The 15,723-nt window shown below is 47.0% G+C and carries 24 protein-coding genes, 1 tRNA gene and 1 pseudogene; 16 read left to right on the top strand and 10 right to left on the bottom strand.

The features are described from left to right. The first annotated feature begins 571 nt into the window (after positions 1–571). Together PPOP_RS17970 and PPOP_RS26180 are read left to right on the top strand one after the other, a co-directional pair. The gene (locus PPOP_RS17970; protein WP_042229904.1) at positions 572–1,357 is read left to right on the top strand and encodes a DeoR/GlpR family DNA-binding transcription regulator; all 786 of its coding nucleotides are present in this window, start codon (positions 572–574) and stop codon (positions 1,355–1,357) included. 1,173 nt (positions 1,358–2,530) lie between these two features. Then, the gene (locus tag PPOP_RS26180) at positions 2,531–2,716 is read left to right on the top strand and encodes a transposase (protein WP_093471113.1); all 186 of its coding nucleotides are present in this window, start codon (positions 2,531–2,533) and stop codon (positions 2,714–2,716) included. A 272-nt stretch (positions 2,717–2,988) separates the two neighbouring features. Here PPOP_RS26180 and PPOP_RS26175 read toward each other — a convergent pair whose 3' ends face one another. After that, positions 2,989–3,162 (bottom strand): IS110 family transposase, encoded by a 174-nt coding sequence (locus tag PPOP_RS26175; protein ID WP_422730667.1) that lies wholly within the window; start codon positions 3,160–3,162, stop codon positions 2,989–2,991. Between the two features lie 800 nt (positions 3,163–3,962). On the opposite strand from PPOP_RS26175, the gene noc reads away from it, so the two are divergent. From noc to PPOP_RS17945, 5 genes are all read left to right on the top strand, one after another. Beyond that, on the top strand, positions 3,963–4,778 hold the full coding sequence (gene noc / locus PPOP_RS17965; RefSeq protein WP_006288091.1) for a nucleoid occlusion protein: 816 nt from the start codon (positions 3,963–3,965) through the stop codon (positions 4,776–4,778). A gap of 193 nt (positions 4,779–4,971) precedes the next feature. Continuing rightward, entirely contained in the window at positions 4,972–5,733 is a 762-nt protein-coding gene (locus PPOP_RS17960; protein ID WP_006288090.1) for a ParA family protein, read from the top strand. Further along, positions 5,726–6,580: a ParB/RepB/Spo0J family partition protein gene (locus PPOP_RS17955; protein WP_006288089.1), complete on the top strand. Its 855-nt coding sequence runs from the start codon at positions 5,726–5,728 to the stop codon at positions 6,578–6,580. Before PPOP_RS17960 ends, PPOP_RS17955 begins: the two co-directional genes overlap by 8 nt. 197 nt (positions 6,581–6,777) lie before the next feature. Beyond that, complete coding sequence (locus PPOP_RS17950) at positions 6,778–7,965, top strand: aminotransferase class V-fold PLP-dependent enzyme (RefSeq protein ID WP_006288088.1); 1,188 nt, start codon at positions 6,778–6,780, stop codon at positions 7,963–7,965. A gap of 27 nt (positions 7,966–7,992) precedes the next feature. Continuing rightward, positions 7,993–8,520 (top strand): DUF4446 family protein, encoded by a 528-nt coding sequence (locus PPOP_RS17945; protein ID WP_006288087.1) that lies wholly within the window; start codon positions 7,993–7,995, stop codon positions 8,518–8,520. Here PPOP_RS17945 and yyaC read toward each other — a convergent pair. Then, on the bottom strand, positions 8,517–9,104 hold the full coding sequence (yyaC, locus tag PPOP_RS17940) for a spore protease YyaC (RefSeq protein WP_234399894.1): 588 nt from the start codon (positions 9,102–9,104) through the stop codon (positions 8,517–8,519). The genes PPOP_RS17945 and yyaC overlap by 4 nt on opposite strands. Before the next feature lie 108 nt (positions 9,105–9,212). Here yyaC and PPOP_RS17935 point away from each other — a divergent pair, with 108 nt between their 5' ends. The 7 genes from PPOP_RS17935 to PPOP_RS26170 all read left to right on the top strand — a co-directional run bounded on the left by PPOP_RS17935 (position 9,213) and on the right by PPOP_RS26170 (position 12,146). Further along, positions 9,213–9,476 carry a putative Se/S carrier protein gene (locus PPOP_RS17935; protein WP_006288081.1) on the top strand — a complete coding sequence of 88 codons (264 nt, stop codon included), beginning with the start codon at positions 9,213–9,215 and terminating at the stop codon, positions 9,474–9,476. Positions 9,477–9,492: 16 nt separating this feature from the next. Beyond that, on the top strand, positions 9,493–10,422 hold the full coding sequence (locus tag PPOP_RS17930; RefSeq protein WP_006288079.1) for a mechanosensitive ion channel family protein: 930 nt from the start codon (positions 9,493–9,495) through the stop codon (positions 10,420–10,422). Beyond that, positions 10,412–10,630, top strand: coding sequence for a DUF951 domain-containing protein (locus tag PPOP_RS17925; RefSeq protein ID WP_006288078.1), 219 nt, complete (start codon positions 10,412–10,414; stop codon positions 10,628–10,630). The genes PPOP_RS17930 and PPOP_RS17925 overlap by 11 nt, the downstream gene beginning before the upstream one ends. 47 nt (positions 10,631–10,677) lie before the next feature. After that, positions 10,678–10,768 (top strand) — tRNA-Ser (locus PPOP_RS17920). Between the two features lie 152 nt (positions 10,769–10,920). Next, on the top strand, positions 10,921–11,079 hold the full coding sequence (locus PPOP_RS24785) for a hypothetical protein (RefSeq protein WP_006288077.1): 159 nt from the start codon (positions 10,921–10,923) through the stop codon (positions 11,077–11,079). 5 nt (positions 11,080–11,084) lie between these two features. Beyond that, positions 11,085–11,960: a tyrosine-type recombinase/integrase gene (locus PPOP_RS17915; protein WP_006288076.1), complete on the top strand. Its 876-nt coding sequence runs from the start codon at positions 11,085–11,087 to the stop codon at positions 11,958–11,960. A gap of 66 nt (positions 11,961–12,026) precedes the next feature. Continuing rightward, the gene (locus PPOP_RS26170) at positions 12,027–12,146 is read left to right on the top strand and encodes a putative holin-like toxin (RefSeq protein WP_148278006.1); all 120 of its coding nucleotides are present in this window, start codon (positions 12,027–12,029) and stop codon (positions 12,144–12,146) included. Between the two features lie 653 nt (positions 12,147–12,799). Here PPOP_RS26170 and PPOP_RS17910 read toward each other — a convergent pair. The 4 genes from PPOP_RS17910 to PPOP_RS21290 all read right to left on the bottom strand — a co-directional run bounded on the left by PPOP_RS17910 (position 12,800) and on the right by PPOP_RS21290 (position 14,219). Further along, positions 12,800–13,072, bottom strand: a complete 273-nt coding sequence (locus PPOP_RS17910; protein ID WP_006288075.1) for a DUF3102 domain-containing protein — start codon at positions 13,070–13,072, stop codon at positions 12,800–12,802. 114 nt (positions 13,073–13,186) lie between these two features. Then, on the bottom strand, positions 13,187–13,318 hold the full coding sequence (locus PPOP_RS25245; protein ID WP_267879091.1) for a hypothetical protein: 132 nt from the start codon (positions 13,316–13,318) through the stop codon (positions 13,187–13,189). Between the two features lie 246 nt (positions 13,319–13,564). Then, positions 13,565–13,921: a hypothetical protein gene (locus tag PPOP_RS17900; RefSeq protein ID WP_006288074.1), complete on the bottom strand. Its 357-nt coding sequence runs from the start codon at positions 13,919–13,921 to the stop codon at positions 13,565–13,567. A gap of 73 nt (positions 13,922–13,994) precedes the next feature. Continuing rightward, positions 13,995–14,219: a helix-turn-helix domain-containing protein gene (locus PPOP_RS21290; RefSeq protein ID WP_234399893.1), complete on the bottom strand. Its 225-nt coding sequence runs from the start codon at positions 14,217–14,219 to the stop codon at positions 13,995–13,997. A 93-nt stretch (positions 14,220–14,312) separates the two neighbouring features. Here PPOP_RS21290 and PPOP_RS17890 point away from each other — a divergent pair, with 93 nt between their 5' ends. Then, the gene (locus PPOP_RS17890) at positions 14,313–14,573 is read left to right on the top strand and encodes a helix-turn-helix domain-containing protein (RefSeq protein WP_042229891.1); all 261 of its coding nucleotides are present in this window, start codon (positions 14,313–14,315) and stop codon (positions 14,571–14,573) included. Between the two features lie 25 nt (positions 14,574–14,598). Here the strand turns inward: PPOP_RS17890 and PPOP_RS17885 are convergent, their stop codons facing one another. Next, entirely contained in the window at positions 14,599–14,817 is a 219-nt protein-coding gene (locus tag PPOP_RS17885; protein ID WP_006288071.1) for a helix-turn-helix domain-containing protein, read from the bottom strand. Positions 14,818–14,878: 61 nt separating this feature from the next. Between PPOP_RS17885 and PPOP_RS26165 the strand changes: the two genes are divergently transcribed. Continuing rightward, positions 14,879–15,082, top strand: a complete 204-nt coding sequence (locus PPOP_RS26165) for a helix-turn-helix domain-containing protein (RefSeq protein WP_006288070.1) — start codon at positions 14,879–14,881, stop codon at positions 15,080–15,082. An 81-nt stretch (positions 15,083–15,163) separates the two neighbouring features. Here the strand turns inward: PPOP_RS26165 and PPOP_RS26160 are convergent. The 3 genes and pseudogenes from PPOP_RS26160 to PPOP_RS24775 all read right to left on the bottom strand — a co-directional run. Then, positions 15,164–15,303: pseudogene (locus PPOP_RS26160) on the bottom strand (phage antirepressor KilAC domain-containing protein); the annotation flags it as partial. Positions 15,304–15,410: 107 nt separating this feature from the next. Continuing rightward, positions 15,411–15,536 (bottom strand): antA/AntB antirepressor family protein, encoded by a 126-nt coding sequence (locus PPOP_RS23580; protein ID WP_199898999.1) that lies wholly within the window; start codon positions 15,534–15,536, stop codon positions 15,411–15,413. Beyond that, the coding region (locus PPOP_RS24775) for a hypothetical protein (protein ID WP_042229888.1) at positions 15,533–15,723 on the bottom strand (191 nt) is incomplete at its 5' end. The genes PPOP_RS23580 and PPOP_RS24775, both read right to left, overlap by 4 nt.

The following is a 15,723-nucleotide window of genomic DNA, read 5'->3' as shown; positions in this document are numbered from 1 at the left end:
ATGTGAGTGAATAGTCCCCAGAAACGATGTGTAGGTTCAGCCTTCGCCTTTTGATATATCCGTCGCCTTAGCTCCTGCAAACTGACGGGTGTTTACCCCGCCGGTGAGAACTGCCGTTTCAGACTCTTTCAGTCAGTTCTTGCTGCTTTCGCGCGTTATCGACCGTCTCAGCCACCGGAATTGCGTGTAACGAGGCTACATCTGCGTTCACTGTGCGTTACAACCTGGAGTTTCTCCGCATTCCTGCAGAATGTTTGTCAGAGGGCTCCATCGGTTCACTTTCATTCCACGATGCCCCTCAGGCTCCGGGAGTGTAGTCTGTTCTCCCGATCGGACTTTCACCGATAAGAAGTTGTGTCCTTAGCTGGACACGCCGATTTTCCAGCGTTTTTTATAGATCTCAGCGAGCCTTTATCAATTTTATTTTTCATTTATATTTATATTTATATTATGATTTTTATCAGTATTCTTTATTTTAACGCGCCTTCATTTGTGCGTTTCGCTTTTATTTGTTATGATATGTACATATACTCATCCAATAACCTTGAAAAGGTGATCTCAATTGGGGAAGATGTTTCCTGCGGAAAGAAAGAGCAAAATTTTAGAATACTTGAAAAGGCAGCAACGCGCTACCGTTAAGGAATTGTCCTGCCTCGTTGGCGTGTCTGAGGCAACCTTGCGAAGCGATCTTCAAGTGATGGAAGAGGAAGGATCGCTACAGCGCACGCATGGCGGCGCCATGATTGCAGATGACATGCAGACGGACACCGCCTTCGCCGTACGAGAGAAGCGGAATAACGCAGAAAAATCGGCCATCGGAAGCAAGGCAGCCATGCTGCCGCAAGACGGCGATTGTATCCTGCTCGATGCAAGTTCCACTGCGCTGGAGATGGCGAAAGCTCTCAAAAACAGGCAGATCCGCCTTACTGTCGTCACCAATGGAATTTATACGGCTCTCGAATTGAAAGAAAATCCGAATTTTACGGTTATCGTCGTTGGCGGTGTCATCCGGGCCGGTTCCGCTGGTCTGGAAGGCATGTTGGGGAGTTCCGTGTTGAATCAGATTCATATGGATACGATGTATACTTCCGCTCACGGGTTTACACTGGAAGACGGAATGATGGATTTCAACGTCTATGAAGTTGATCTGAAGCGGGCCATGGTACAGGCTTCCTCCCAAGTCATCGCCCTTCTGGATCACACCAAGCTGGACAAGCGCTCGATTTCTTCGTTCGCGAATGCCCAGGACATCGCAGCGATGATTACGGATTCCAAGGCGCCGCAAAGCTTTATCGATCAATTGCAGCAGCAAAAAATAAAACTAGACATCGTCCCGCCAACTGTCTATACGAGCTAGGAAGAAACCGGAGGGGAACAGGGCCATAAAGGAGTAAAGGTTTCATCGCCTGCCGACTGAATTACACGCGATTGATTACTTATCGGAAGAAGAAAGGATTGTTTTGTGCGCAGACTGTCGTTATGAATCGCCGTATTGAATACCCGCCAGAACGAATGGAAACGGATCAATTTGCGGTTTTCTGCCGAAGGAATGGTTTTGTACCAGCGCGGCAGAGTTAGGCCGCAAATAACGGCACGGTCACCGCCGTTTCGAAAGCCATCTCATTGTTCTGAGGCTGCTTGTGTCCAGTATTGTAACAGAGTGTAGTGAGGTGCAGACAGTGAGCTTGCGGGCTATCTCGTGGTATCCTACCCGTTTGGCTAATGGAATAACTTCCTCTTCGGATAGAATTGCAAGAACATGATGCTGTTTGCTTCTTTCTTCAACAATTAAAGCTTCAACAGTTCTTTGGAACATCGTAGTATCCCCAGTACTACTCGCTGTAACGAGATTTATAAGAAAATCCGCTCTTGCCATTTCTACACATCCCTTCATCGAATCCATTACATATTGTGGGATGGAGAAGGCCTGCTCTACTAGAAAGAACGGTTTACATCCCTCCTATCATTTTATTTTAATCAGCTCTAAAGATACAGACTCCTTAGCACCCTTCTTTGCCAATGATCAACATTAAAATTGATATTTTGAATCTAAGGAATTATGATGCGCGGGCGATTCTTAGACGTTCCCTGGACAAACACTCCATTTTTCACCGTGGGAGCAAACAGAAAACGAAAAGTGAGACTATGAAATTCTTCTTCGCCACTATTGAAGTCAGGATTGTGTGAGATGCCCACTTAAAACAGCTTACATGAAGGCATATGGGAATCGTGAAATCCGGGTGGGCATACAGAATCTCCACTACAATCATCAACAAGTACAAGAGGAGCTGCGAAGCAAAGAAGGATACGCCCTATCGGTTTGACGAGTGGTAGAACCGGGAAGTGTATTTGGGCAAATGAAAAAAAACAGAGGGGGCAGTCACTTCCTGCTTCTTTAGAGGTATTTTCCGCCCCTGTACGTCAAATGATAATATCAAATCTCATTTGAAAGGGGATATAACTTGGAGAATACAAAAAAACAGTTGTAAAAGCAGTCGAGGAACGAATCAAACAAACAAAAGACCGGCAGATGTATGAACGATATCAAACCATCCGGCTTCATCTTATGGGGAATACGACAATCGTGATGATTTTAGATAATGCCCGCATCCATCATGCCAAACTGCTGCAACCCTTTTTGGAAGAGAATACTCGCTTGCACTTTGTCTTCTTGCCTACTTACAGCCCGCGACTCAATATTGTAGAAGGGCTTTAGAAGTGGCTAAAATCAATGAGATCAATAACTGTTCTACCACACTGTTGACGCCATTGGCAACAATGTTCGAGCCTTTATGGATAATATCATGCTCGATCCTATGAAGATCATTGATCAATTCTGCGTCCGGTTGGAGTCGGGACATTTAAGTAGATCATTAGTTCAATTTATATAGTAAAGCGCGGCCCGAAAACCGAATACATCGCTAAGATAAGTGGTTAACTTGATGTTCCCTTCCTGAACGATTTTGTGAATACGGTTCTTTACCGCTATCACGTGTTAATTAACCTCCGACGATACCGAGTGAGGTCTCGTAAATCCCGGACATCTTCCGGTGGCACGAAGCCCGCTTCGATCCATCCGCAGCGCAGTAATTGAGCGATCCAGACAGCGTCTTTCATATCTATTTTTCCTGGCGTGTTTTTGACTCGTTGTGGATTCGCCAAGATGAGCTCAAATGAATCTTTCAACAGATTCCATACTGGCTGGAAAAATGGCAACAGGATGCCCGGTAAATGTTTTGGTTACGGATGAGACCTCGTTATGGTCTTTGTCGCCGACGAATACACAAACCACGATCGAGCGTTGATGAACATTCATTCCTGCGCAATGTGTGAGCAAAGTTCCCACTTTACAACAACCTCCATAATGAATTGTCATGGACGGAGGTATGCAATTGGAAATAGCCATTTTTCTGTACGTGATCGCCATTCCACTTTGTCAAAAATTTTTTACTCTAAGTAAATATTTTTATTAATGCTTTAGTCAATGAGAACGAATACGACAATGTCGCAGTCCGTACAAACAGCGTAACAAATGAGACTGAAAAGTATTTCCTATCACAACGGGACAGGGAAGACTTCTTATAATAAAGATAGTTGTTTTACGTGAAGTCATAGTATCTTAGAGCTTGGAAGGGGAATGAAACGTTTCCAAAATACCTATGAAACACAGGAACATCATGGTATCATGTAAAGTAGAGCAAAAATGGGTGCCAATGGAGTTGGTGAATTGTTCCACGTGGAACAATTTTTTGTTCAAGTTCTCTTCTTGCAGGAAATAGATGCCTGCTTGGAGAATAGAATAGGATAGAGGATAGCTGTATTCATGTTTCAGTATGGATATAGCGCGGGTAGGCTTTTCAAGCAGGTATGAATTACGGATTATGAACAATCCGATGGAGCAGAGCAACTGCCGCTTCTTCAAGTGTCTGGCATTATTTTGAAGTTAGGTGGTATTATCGGAAATGAAAGAACAACTGTCTCGGTTATTCGGTTTTGCAGAGCGGGAAGCGCTGGATGAGGTCAAACAGCTTCCGGTGGACGAGATTGTCACCAGTCCTTATCAGCCGCGCACCATTTTTGATGATGAACGAATTGATGAATTGTGTCAGACGATCAAGACCCATGGCGTCATTCAACCGATCGTGGTTCGGCAGCGTAACGGCAAGTACGAAATTATTGCCGGGGAGCGACGTTGGCGAGCAGTGAAAAAGCTGGGCATGGACACCATCCCAGGGATGATTCGAGAATTTAACGATTCTCAAGCGGCGTCCATCGCCTTGATTGAAAATTTGCAGCGTGAAGGGTTGAGCGCGATCGAGGAAGCGATTGCTTACCAGAAGCTGATAGATCTCCATGATCTGACCCAGGAAAGCCTGGCGCAGCGATTAGGCAAAAGCCAATCAACGATAGCCAACAAGATTCGGTTGCTTCAACTTCCCGAAGCAGTCAAGATAGCTCTGATGGAACGAAAGTTGACGGAACGTCATGCCCGGGCACTGTTGAGTCTCGATTCGGAAGAATGGAAGTTCAAGCTATTGCATGAGATTCTTTCCAAAGAACTGAATGTGAAGCAGACAGAAGCGAGAGTGGCTTTTTATAAAGAAGTCAATAAGGACAAAAAGACGAAACGCATTTCGTTCACGAAGGATGTGCGATTGGCCTTGAACACGATTCGCCAATCGATTGATATGGTATCCGGATCCGGCCTGAAGATTAAAACGGATGAGACGGATCATGACGATCATTATGAAATTGTGATTAAAATTCCGAAACGATAAAATCACGTCTTGGATTCCAATCCTGTGCTGGAAGTCTACCGTAGCTTAAAATTGGATGAAGAAGATAGTGTTGTTCGTGTGGCGGAACGTTAGAGCGGCAGTCAAGACGCTGCTCTTTTTATTGCATAGGAAAGCATTGCCGTCTCGATGCAGCTGGAGCAGGCATAAAGAATCAACATTGAGGTGAAGAGGAATGGCTAAAGTTATTGCCATTACCAACCAGAAAGGCGGCGTCGGGAAGACTACGACGACGGTGAATTTGGGTTCGGGTTTGGCGTTGCTAGGCAAGCGGGTATTGCTGGTAGATATTGATCCGCAAGGCAATACGACAAGCGGAGTAGGGATTAATAAAGCGGATGTAGCCAACTGCATTTATGATGTCATTATTAATGATGTCCCTCCCCAAGATGCGATCGTTCCTACGATGGTCGAAGGCTTACATATTATCCCGGCCACCATTCAATTGGCAGGGGCTGAAATCGAACTGGTGCCGACAATTTCACGGGAAGTCCGGCTGAAGAAGTCATTGCAGCTTGTGGCCCATTTGTATGATTATATTTTGATTGATTGCCCGCCGTCCTTAGGTATTTTGACGATTAATTCGCTGACGGCCTCTCATTCCGTCATTATTCCGATTCAGTGCGAGTACTATGCTTTGGAAGGCTTGAGCCAGCTGCTCAATACGGTAAGACTGGTGCAAAAACATCTTAATACGTCCTTGCAAATTGAGGGCGTGCTGCTGACGATGCTGGATGCTCGTACCAATCTGGGTATTCAAGTCATTGAAGAGGTGAAAAAGTATTTCCAGCAAAAGGTGTATCAAACGATCATTCCACGAAATATTCGTCTGAGCGAAGCGCCGTCACATGGACAGTCGATTATGACCTACGATCCGAAGTCGAAAGGCGCCGAGGTATATTTGGAACTTGCGAAGGAAGTGATTACAAATGAGTAAGCGTTTAGGACGTGGCTTGGATGCGCTCATTCCTTCTTTAGCTGTGAACGATGATGATAAGATTACGGAAGTATCCTTGCAGCAATTACGTCCCAATCCTTATCAACCGCGAAAAAACTTCGATGAACAATCGATTCAGGAATTGGCCGAGTCGATTAAGCAGCATGGGATCATCCAGCCGATTATTGTTCGAAGCGTCGTCAAAGGCTACGAGATCATCGCAGGGGAACGCCGTTACCGGGCTTCGCAATGGCTCGGGCTGGCGACGATACCGGCAGTGGTTCGCAGCTTTTCAGATCAGCAAGCGATGGAAATTGCGCTTATTGAGAACCTGCAGCGGGAAAATCTGAATGCCATTGAACTGGCACTTGCTTATCAGGGATTGATGGAACAATTCTCGTATACGCAGGAGGAATTATCCGTTAAAGTAGGAAAATCGAGATCGCATATTGCAAATTTCCTGAGATTGCTTCAACTTCCGGAAGAAGTAAAGGAATATGTTTCACGTGGAACACTGTCGATGGGACATGCACGCGCCATCGTAGGCGTGAAAGACACAACGAAAGTAAAGCAATTGGCGAATTCGACGATCGAACAAGGGTGGAGCGTCAGACAGCTGGAGGAAGCGATACAGCAGCAGCATCAGAAAATTAAACCGGCAGTCAAACCGAAGGCTGCTCGTCATGATCCATACCTTCATGAAGTAGAGGAGACCCTACGCGAGCATTTTCGTACCACAGTCCGAATTAAGCCAAATAAAGACAAGGGAAAAATTGAGATCACGTATTTCAGCAAGCAGGATTTGGAACGATTGCTGGAATTGCTGCAGACCGTTCCTTCCAAATAATTTTTTGCAAAAAGCTGGACACTTGGTTGTAATCCTCTGCCCAAAGGATTAAACTAAGTATGCCAGTTTTTTTCTTTTCGGAGACAAGCTTTTTTTCAGCAGATCCCGGCTTGAAACGGTTGATTTTCAGGGACTTATTGGAGAAAAGGTTACAAAAATATTCTACTTGTCCATGCCAGGATAAGGTAAAGTTATAAATGAATGAGGTGGATGAGATGCGCGGAAGAGCGGATGCTTCTTCGATCATTTATCTGGATCATGCCGCCACCTCGTGGCCCAAGCCGGCATGCGTCACGGAAGCGATGCAGCATTCAATGCTGGAAGAGGGAGGAAGTCCGGGGAGAGGCGGGCATCGGCTGGCCGTGAAGGCAGGCAAACGCATTCTTCTTGCGAGAATGGCGGTGGCTGAGTTGTTCCAGGCGGTCAATCCGGTAGACATTGCCTGGACGGCCAATACGACGATGGCGCTGAACACCGCTATTCATGGCTACGTCCGGCCAGGGGATCACGTCGTAGCAACGGGTGCAGAGCATAGCTCGGTTACTCGTCCGCTGGAGTGGTTGATACGGCATCATCGGGTTCAGGTCACCTATGTCGAAGCGGATGCAGTCGGAACAGTCGATCTGCATCGGATTCGTCAGGCCATGAAGCCTCACACCCGGCTCGTCATCTGCACTCATAGCTCCAATCTGTTCGGTTCCATCCAACCGGTAGGGGAGATTGCGGCCATCGCGCATGATTATGGCGCGAAGCTGCTTGTAGATGCCGCCCAGTCGGCGGGTCTGCTGCCCATTTCGGTGGCGGCGCTTGGCATTGATATGCTTGCTTTTCCCGGCCACAAAGGCCTGCTTGGACCACAGGGCATCGGCGGGCTGTATATTGACCCGGGGCTCGATGTCCATCCTCTCGTACAAGGCGGCACGGGAAGCTATTCCGATGAAGCGGTCCACCCTGCCACGCGGCCGGACTGCTATGAAGCGGGGACGCCGAACACAGTCGGCATCGCCGGGTTGGAGGCAGGGGTACAATATGTACTGCAGGAGACGGTGGCGGCCAGGTATAAGAAGGAATGGGAACTAGTACAGAAGCTGATGGAATCGATCAAACGGCTGCCAGGCCTGCGCGTTCTTGGACCTAGCCTCGGCCAGCCGCGGACGGGAATCGTATCGCTGATAAGCGATCGCATCGATAGTTCAGTCTTGGCCCATCGTCTCGATCAGGAATTCGGCATTGCGGTGAGGGCAGGGTACCATTGCACTCCTACAGCTCACCGGGCAGCGGGGACGTGGGAATCCGGCGCTCTGCGGATTAGTGTTGGTTGGAATACGACGGAGGCAGATATCGAATCGGTAACGGAAGCACTACATTGGTTATGCATCGGATAAGCTAGAGGCAGGAGAGAACAAAAACCTATGATGAATGAATTATGGAATGAATGGTTGCCGCTGATCGTCCTCTGTACGGCAGGGCTATCTCTTATGTTGCTATTATTGGTGTGGATTCAGGGCGTGAAGCTTCGCAAGCTGCGTCAGAAATATATGTCCATCGTAGGTGAGAGCGGCGTTGAGCAGCTTGATCTGGTGCTCTCCAGCATGCATGATGACATGAGTCGGTTGCGGAGCGGAATCGAGCAGCATCAACAGCGGATTCAACAACTGGAGGGGGTTGCTGTCAGAATGAAGTCCCATATCGGCATTCAGCGCTACAACGCCTTTGCTGAGCAGGGGAGCGAACTGAGCTTCTCGATTGCTTGGATCAACGATGAACAAGACGGCATTGTGTTGACAGGTATTCATGGGCGGGATCATTCCTATATATACGCGAAGCCTGTGGAGAAGGGCCAATCCACATATTCCTTGTCACCGGAAGAAAAGCAGGCCCTTGAAGCGGCGGCAGCCAGCCGTGGACAGGCCGTCTCGGCGAAGGCAGACAGAGGTTAATTAACTGGGGTTGACCCTGCGATCGACTGATGAATCACTTCTCCAATTAGTTCGGCCATACTCATGACCAGATGAAGCCGAGTGTTCTGCAGCACGAAATACTCCATGAAGCCTCCGACGTTGACGATGCCGGTTATGTGCATGTCGCCGACCGGGGGCAATTGTTTGTTCACCCCTGCGCCCGGCCGGACAGGACCATGCTGGATCTGAACCGCGCCTACGTTGCCGCTCTGGCCAAGGCAGGCATCGACGGCTATGATAAAGGTATTCGGGTCTTCCTGAAGCAATGCGTCCAGCTTATTCTGCAAATTCATGGCATGGACCGGCTGCTCAAGCGTTCCGAAGACACGGTACGGGGAACCCGCTTGCTTGGCCAGGTGTGTGCCGACGAGCGGGCCAAGGCAATCTCCGGTGGAACGGTCGGTGCCAATGCATACAACCGTCAGCGACTGGTAAGGGGCGCGTATGCGCAAATGTTTGCGGCAGGCACGGACCAGCATCGTGAGCGCTTCCGAGGTGTTGTAATCCACCTTGCATGGTGGACAGTCTAGTGAAGCGGGGGGATTGAAGAGAGAATAAGTCACGGCGAAACCTCCGTTTCTACGAAATAGTAGTAACTAGTATATGGATAAAAGAGGAGTTTTATACTTCGTTAAGAAGGAAATCATCCTGTTAAGGAAGGATGCGCTGTCATGAATGGAAGGGAAGCGGAAGAATGGCTGCTGGCCTTTGATTCGACCCAGCATGCGCTGCGAATGGAAATGCTGATGGAGTATCTCGAATTGGACATGGACACTTATCCGACACCGGCGCAGATTACGGCAGGATGCGCACTGTCGATTTTGTTCCGGCCTGCCGATCTGGGGGCGGTCCGGACGCTGATTCGAACGGAGCGGATCGAGATTCGCGGGATATTCTATAGGAAAGACGATCGCTATATTGAATTGCTAGAATAGGTAGAGGGGTGATAGGATGTTGCAGGCAGAACCGGCAGAGGCGAACATGATGGAGCAGAGCATCGAACAGACGGTCAGCCTATTTCAGAAATGGAAGTATCAGATCATCGACTGGATAACAGATTCCTCTACATGGGAATGGTTGATGATCAAGTCTGTCCGGATCGTGCTCATTATTCTCATTTCCCGGGTTGCGATCAAGGTGCTCTTCCGCATGATTAACCGGGCGATAAGCAAGAAGGGGAGGGGCAATCTTGCGCTTCATCCGCGTCGGCTGCTCACGATTGTGAAGCTGCTTAAAAATGTAACCTCATTGACACTGAACTTCACGATGATTATGTTCATCTTAATGGAGTTCAACGTCAATCTGGCGCCGCTGCTGGCAGGGGCAGGAGTCGTTACGTTTGCGATCGGCTTCGGATCGCAGAGCCTGGTCAAGGACGTGATGACCGGTTTTTTCATCATCTTCGAGGATCAGTTCGCCGTCGGGGACGTAATCAAGGTAGGACAGTTCCAGGGCACGGTGGAAATGATCGGACTAAGATCCACGCGGATACATAGCTGGACAGGGGAGATACATATTATCCCCAATGGGAGCATTACGGACGTAACCAACTACTCGATCAGCAATTCATTGGCGGTGGTGGATATCGACATTGCCGCGGATGAAGGCGTCGATGAGGCGGTTCAGAGAATGGAGAAGACATTGGCCGCGTTGCCGGAGCGCGAGCCGAATGTGATTCGGCAGCCGCAGGTGCTCGGGATTCAGGCGATGACCCGCACGGAGACGACGATACGCATCATCGCGGAATGCAAGCCGTTCACTCAAGCGCAGGTGTCCAGACTCATCAATCTCGAGGTTCGGAAGTCGCAGCAACGCCTACAAGAGGAAGCGGCAGCGATCGAAAACGATGAAGGAAAGGGGCTCTCGACGAATGGAGCGTAAGCAATTTCAACTGGGGGATATCGTACAAATGAAGAAGCCGCATCCATGCGGTACGAATGAAATGGAAATTATCCGTATGGGGATGGATATTCGGATTAAATGCGTAGGCTGCAAGCATAGCGTCCTTATTCCGCGGGCCAAGTTCGAAAAAAGCATGAAAAAAGTGCTTCGTTCGGCAGAAACGGAGGCCAAAAAAAAAGTGGAGTAAAATATCTTGCACTTTTGATGTTCATGTGTTAAAATCAATTGTGCTGTGGAAAGGTACCCAAGAGGTCCAAGGGGGCTGACTCGAAATCAGCTAGGCGTGTCAAAGCGTGCGTGGGTTCGAATCCCACCCTTTCCGCCACTTCAAGAAAGCCTGTTGTTATGCGGTTTTGATAACAGAATGTGATGCGCAAGCTGATCGAATTACATACGTTGGTGTACTAGCTGATTGCGAAGCACCTAACTGATTTGTTTACCTCGTACGCAAATAAAGCGTAGGAGGTATTTTGGTGTATGGACAAACGCAAAGGGAAGCAGACGATAGGTGCGCGAACAACTGTACCGGTTGCTCACATTGAGCCGCAGGCGTGTTCGTTGGAGGAAGCCGTTGATATTGTCGTTAAAGTTAAGCGGGCAAAAAATCTCAAGCAACGGACGATTAGGGCTACATAACGAACATGCGTTATTTTATCGACTGGACTACGGAACGTTACGGAGAAATTCACATTCACGATGTAACGGTCGATATGTTGCGTGAATATGTCCTGTGGTGCTCGGAAGAAAAAGAGTATTACGAGGGGCATCCGTTTAAAGCCGATTTCGAGAAGGAGAAGCGAGGCCTTGCTGCATCGTCCGTAAACGTCCGTATTCGGGTTCTAAGGACGTTCTTTAACGTTCTGCACCAAGAAGGCATTATCGACAAAGACCCGGCTCAAAACGTCTCTCTAATGCGTCAGGACGAGGATACAGTCGAACCATTAACCGACGAAGAGATTCAGCGGTTAATGAAAGCGCCGGACAAGAATCAGTGGGCACAGTGGCGCGACTACATCATAATGGCGTTGATACTGGATAGCGGAATCCGGCTCAATGAGGTCTGCTCACTCGAAAAAACGGAGATAAATTTCGCCAAAAGGCAAATTGTATTACCCGCGTCCAAGAACAAAAATCGTAAATCGCGGATACTGCCGTTATCTACGGAAACTGTTCGTTTACTAAAGCAATTGATTGCGGAGTCTTCTGCGGTCTTCGATTCATCGTATGTGTTCACGACGAATTACGGCGAACAACTAAGCGAGAAGACAATCCAGAAGGCATTCAGTAAGTACGCAGAAAAGGCGAAGATCGGGCGGTCTGTATCGCCCCACGTTCTGCGCCATAATTTCGCAACAATGTCCGCAGAGAGCGGCATGTCGATATTCCACTTACAGAAGATTCTAGGACACGCGGAGATTGCAACGACAAGGAAATATGTGCAGTTGAGTGAAGAGAGTATCCTAGAGCAGCATGGGAAACATTCGCCTTTGTCAAGGATTATGAGAAGAAAGAAATAGTAGAATATTGAGTGGCGCAATTGATGAAGTATCCCCCTCGATTTGATAGAATTATGATATAAGCCAATGAGAGAAATCGAGGTGAGGCATCTGAGCACTTTTGAATCCATCAGTCTTATGCTTGGGTTCGGTACGTTCGTGGTAGCCCTGTTCGGGGTTATCTTCGCGATGCAAAATAAAAAGTAGTCCCTCCCGCCAGAGAACGACTACTGCCAACCCAAAAGCACTCATTCCAACAACCGTTAGCCCTCACTAGCGGTTGTTTTTCTTTTCTTATTATAGTAATCCATCCCCATTATTATGTAAATGAAAATATTTTCTAGATGGGCCGCGTACTTTTCGCGAGTCGTCCCGGCGTTCCGTTCCGTAAGGGCGTAGATTTAACCGACATCCTTTTGATGATTTGTTGCCGTGGGACGTCTCACGATTATGTTGCTTGATCGGAAAAACTCGATGGTGACGTCACTACTAAGTTTCGCCATTTGCGTCGGTGCCGACGTATTTCCGATAGCATAATCCGTACGCTATTCGCCAATTCTACGCCGTTTTAGGCGCTCTGATCCGGAGCATGACCGTTTATGCCTCCGAGTGTGTGAAGCCGCTAATTTGTGGAAAATACAGCGAACAGCGCGCCGTTCACAGTCGCGGCATAGTCTCGGCAAATGGCCGGATGTAGGCGCGAAGTATCATCGGAGAATAAGCGCGGGTCAGTCGGTCAATTGCTTGAGTATTAACGTTGCATTAACGCGGTGCTGGTAGCACATCGAGAATGCAAAGAATGAAAAGCATATCGGCTCCGCCGAGCCTGCGTGGCTGCCGCCGCTCGGCCATGTACTAATTCATACATTACTCGCGCAGAAATACATACGCGAAGAAAGTATGGTATAATATGCTGCGAATTTAGCAGCTTGAGAACGATCCATTTCTATTGCTTCGAGAAGATTTCCGTATTGACCGTGAATTAGTTCATTTTCTTTCACGTGTTTCAACCTTCGCCCAATCTCGAGTATCGCTTCACCTGCGATTTGCTTGTACGCGTTAATCTCCGCTGTGATAACGTGGATATCCGTTGATAATTCTTGCGTCTGCTCTCGGTTGGTTATCGTCTGCATTCTTGTTCCACCCTTTCACTATTAGTAATCAACGCATCAACAGAGTAGTTGCGATACTATTTGAGTTATTTTGCCGAATCAAACGAATTATTCGTAGATAGAAAAATTCTATCGCTACAACCAATTCGCCAATTCCGCATAATCCAACGGAGCCTCATTGTCTTCCTGCGCTTGTCCCATCTTCGTCCGCAGCCTCGGAATGATCCCGTTAATCCGGTAGCTAATCGCAAATCCAGCGGTCAGCAACGGATATTCCCGCGATGGCCGGTACGTCCGGAAGCACTCGTCGAACGCGCGATGGAGCAAGGCCTGTACAATGAGCTGTTTGACCTAGCACCAGAGAAGGGAGACATTCCTAATTACAGTATTGGCAGTACATGACGAGCAGATAAGGAAGATGTGAAACAATGGAACGTGAACAAACAACAATCCGCCTACCTGATGAGCTTATGAAGGAACTCTCAAGCAGGAGGCAGAGCGGAAGGATATTATCTATTTAATTCTCCTCAGTGCGGCTTCTTGATCGATTGAACGCCTAGATAATAGATCGAGGGTAACTTCATGTGCTTTTAGTGATTCATCCATACGTTGAATGGTTTCGCTTGTTGCGGCGACTTCATTATTTACCTCTGATACTGCTTGTTGGATCAAGGGGATGAGTTGAGTGTCTTTTTTAATACTGGTAATTTCGGCTTCAAGCTTCTGTTGACCAGATTCGAGCTTTTGTTGACCAGCCTCAAGCTTCTGTTGACCAGCCTCAAGCTTCTGTTGACCAGTTTTAAGTTCGGATACATCGGTTTTGATGCTCTTAAGTTCCGACAAGATTTGATGTAAAAGTTCGTTTTCCATCGACGTCATTCCTTTCTGGCATATATTTACTTCCATTGTACAGGTAAGCCAGGGGACAAGCAACAACCATCAATTAGTAACGGCGTGGATCATCGGTGCGACCAAGTAAATAATCAGTAGACACATCGAAGCAGTCGGCAATTATTGATAGCTTTTCTAAAGATGTAGTAGTTTTTCCTTTTTCAATATCGCTAATCTGCGTTTTTGTAACGCTGAGAAGGGTTCCCAATTCCGATTGAGTTATGTTTTTTTTCAATCTTAACTCTTTGATGCGTTGGGCAAATAATTCACGATTCAAATAAAACAACCCCTTGATAGTTAGCATAAATCTAACTATGATGAAAATGAAGGTTAGTTTAAAGCTAACTAAATGTTGAGGAGAAAGGAGGCAATGATGCAGTACTTGTACGTGCGAAAAGAACGGAAGCAACGTAAATGGACACAAAAATTTGTTGCAAAACAACTTGGTTTATCAAAAACTGCTGTCCACGACTTAGAAAAAGGCAAACAAAGACCATCTTACGACGTTTTTGTCGCACTTGAAGATTTGTTTCAACTCCCTCACCGATACCTGTTGGCGCAGGAAGGTAAGGAAGTCCCGATTTTCTCTTGCTATTGTAAAAACTTAGATAGTTTCATTTTAGCAAGATAAGACAAACAGAAGCAACAGTCGTCAATTAGTGACGGCGTGGATCGTCAGAACGTCCGACGAGATAGTCGATAGATACATCAAAGTAGTCGGCAAGGGCGATTAAACCGTCATAGTCGGGACGACGTGTTCCATCGGCATATGTTTGAACAGCCCGTCTTTTTAGATTAAGGACAGCTCCAATTTCGTCATAGGTTACATTCTTAAGTTGTTTTAATTCTTTAAATCGATCTGCAAAGCTAGACATTACAACCTCCAAAAATATCACTTGACATGTACATATAGTACATATATCATGTGAGTATAACATGTACTATATGTACATGTTAAATAAAAAGGCGGCGGTGATTCTGGGTACAAAACTAAAACAAATTAGAGTAAAGATAGACTTGACACAACAAGAAGTTGCAACAAGGCTAGGCATTAAATTACGAATGTACCAACACATCGAAAAGGTACAAGACGCCCGTCATACGAAGTCTTGTGCAAACTCGAAGATCTGTTTGGAATGACTCATCGGGAACTTTTGGCGAAGACCGATGAGGCGTAACTCCATTGTAACAAGTGAAGTAGAAGGTAAGCAATAAGAAAAACGTTGTTGTCTGCGTATAACCTTTATCTATTTCGCATAGAGCAACCAAATGTCACCTTGCTTGTATTGCACGCCAAACTCATATAACTTCTGATTGAGAGCTATGGCACTCATGCCATAGTCCTTGGCGATTTTAGATATAAAGTTTGTTTCGCAGCACCTTATCGTAAGGTGTAGGTTGTTTCATTACCTTGAGCTGTTAGTCTTTTTTGACTAATAGCTATGTAGCCCACATTTTCAGCGAATCCCTACTCGACCATACGCTCGAACCACTTCGTATACTGAGTTCCAACCTCCAAAAACTCATGAAGATCGCGACCACTGACGAGTAGATGACCCTGCCCATTCGATTGTGTTGGGATTAACTCATTCATTTGTTGACCCTGCTTTCCATACCGAGCATTTTAGCAATTGTAGGTTTGTGTTCACAGCGAACTCGCATTTTCTGCACGTGACGGTATCCGCCATGGATTTGGAGGCTAGAGCTCTTCCGTTTGTAAACCGGTACTTCTTCCAGAGTTAGGCTTTTCAAGCTGACCAGCGAAGTTATCCCCAGATCCT

Origin of the sequence: Paenibacillus popilliae ATCC 14706 (assembly GCF_000315235.1) — a bacterium.
Classification (GTDB): domain Bacteria; phylum Bacillota; class Bacilli; order Paenibacillales; family Paenibacillaceae; genus Paenibacillus_B; species Paenibacillus_B popilliae.
This window is presented reverse-complemented; position numbering and strand designations above follow the sequence as displayed.

Coding starts and splice junctions, on each gene's coding strand:
- PPOP_RS17970 (WP_042229904.1), top strand. CDS start 572: ATGTTTCCTGCGGAAAGAAAGAGCAAAATTTTAGAATACTTGAAAAGG.
- PPOP_RS26180 (WP_093471113.1), top strand. CDS start 2,531: ATGTATGAACGATATCAAACCATCCGGCTTCATCTTATGGGGAATACG.
- noc (WP_006288091.1), top strand. CDS start 3,963: ATGAAAGAACAACTGTCTCGGTTATTCGGTTTTGCAGAGCGGGAAGCG.
- PPOP_RS17960 (WP_006288090.1), top strand. CDS start 4,972: ATGGCTAAAGTTATTGCCATTACCAACCAGAAAGGCGGCGTCGGGAAG.
- PPOP_RS17955 (WP_006288089.1), top strand. CDS start 5,726: ATGAGTAAGCGTTTAGGACGTGGCTTGGATGCGCTCATTCCTTCTTTA.
- PPOP_RS17950 (WP_006288088.1), top strand. CDS start 6,778: ATGAATGAGGTGGATGAGATGCGCGGAAGAGCGGATGCTTCTTCGATC.
- PPOP_RS17945 (WP_006288087.1), top strand. CDS start 7,993: ATGATGAATGAATTATGGAATGAATGGTTGCCGCTGATCGTCCTCTGT.
- PPOP_RS17935 (WP_006288081.1), top strand. CDS start 9,213: ATGAATGGAAGGGAAGCGGAAGAATGGCTGCTGGCCTTTGATTCGACC.
- PPOP_RS17930 (WP_006288079.1), top strand. CDS start 9,493: ATGTTGCAGGCAGAACCGGCAGAGGCGAACATGATGGAGCAGAGCATC.
- PPOP_RS17925 (WP_006288078.1), top strand. CDS start 10,412: ATGGAGCGTAAGCAATTTCAACTGGGGGATATCGTACAAATGAAGAAG.
- PPOP_RS24785 (WP_006288077.1), top strand. CDS start 10,921: ATGGACAAACGCAAAGGGAAGCAGACGATAGGTGCGCGAACAACTGTA.
- PPOP_RS17915 (WP_006288076.1), top strand. CDS start 11,085: ATGCGTTATTTTATCGACTGGACTACGGAACGTTACGGAGAAATTCAC.
- PPOP_RS26170 (WP_148278006.1), top strand. CDS start 12,027: ATGAGAGAAATCGAGGTGAGGCATCTGAGCACTTTTGAATCCATCAGT.
- PPOP_RS17910 (WP_006288075.1), bottom strand. CDS start 13,072: ATGCAGACGATAACCAACCGAGAGCAGACGCAAGAATTATCAACGGAT.
- PPOP_RS17900 (WP_006288074.1), bottom strand. CDS start 13,921: ATGGAAAACGAACTTTTACATCAAATCTTGTCGGAACTTAAGAGCATC.
- PPOP_RS17890 (WP_042229891.1), top strand. CDS start 14,313: ATGATGCAGTACTTGTACGTGCGAAAAGAACGGAAGCAACGTAAATGG.
- PPOP_RS17885 (WP_006288071.1), bottom strand. CDS start 14,817: ATGTCTAGCTTTGCAGATCGATTTAAAGAATTAAAACAACTTAAGAAT.
- PPOP_RS26165 (WP_006288070.1), top strand. CDS start 14,879: ATGTACTATATGTACATGTTAAATAAAAAGGCGGCGGTGATTCTGGGT.
- PPOP_RS23580 (WP_199898999.1), bottom strand. CDS start 15,536: ATGAATGAGTTAATCCCAACACAATCGAATGGGCAGGGTCATCTACTC.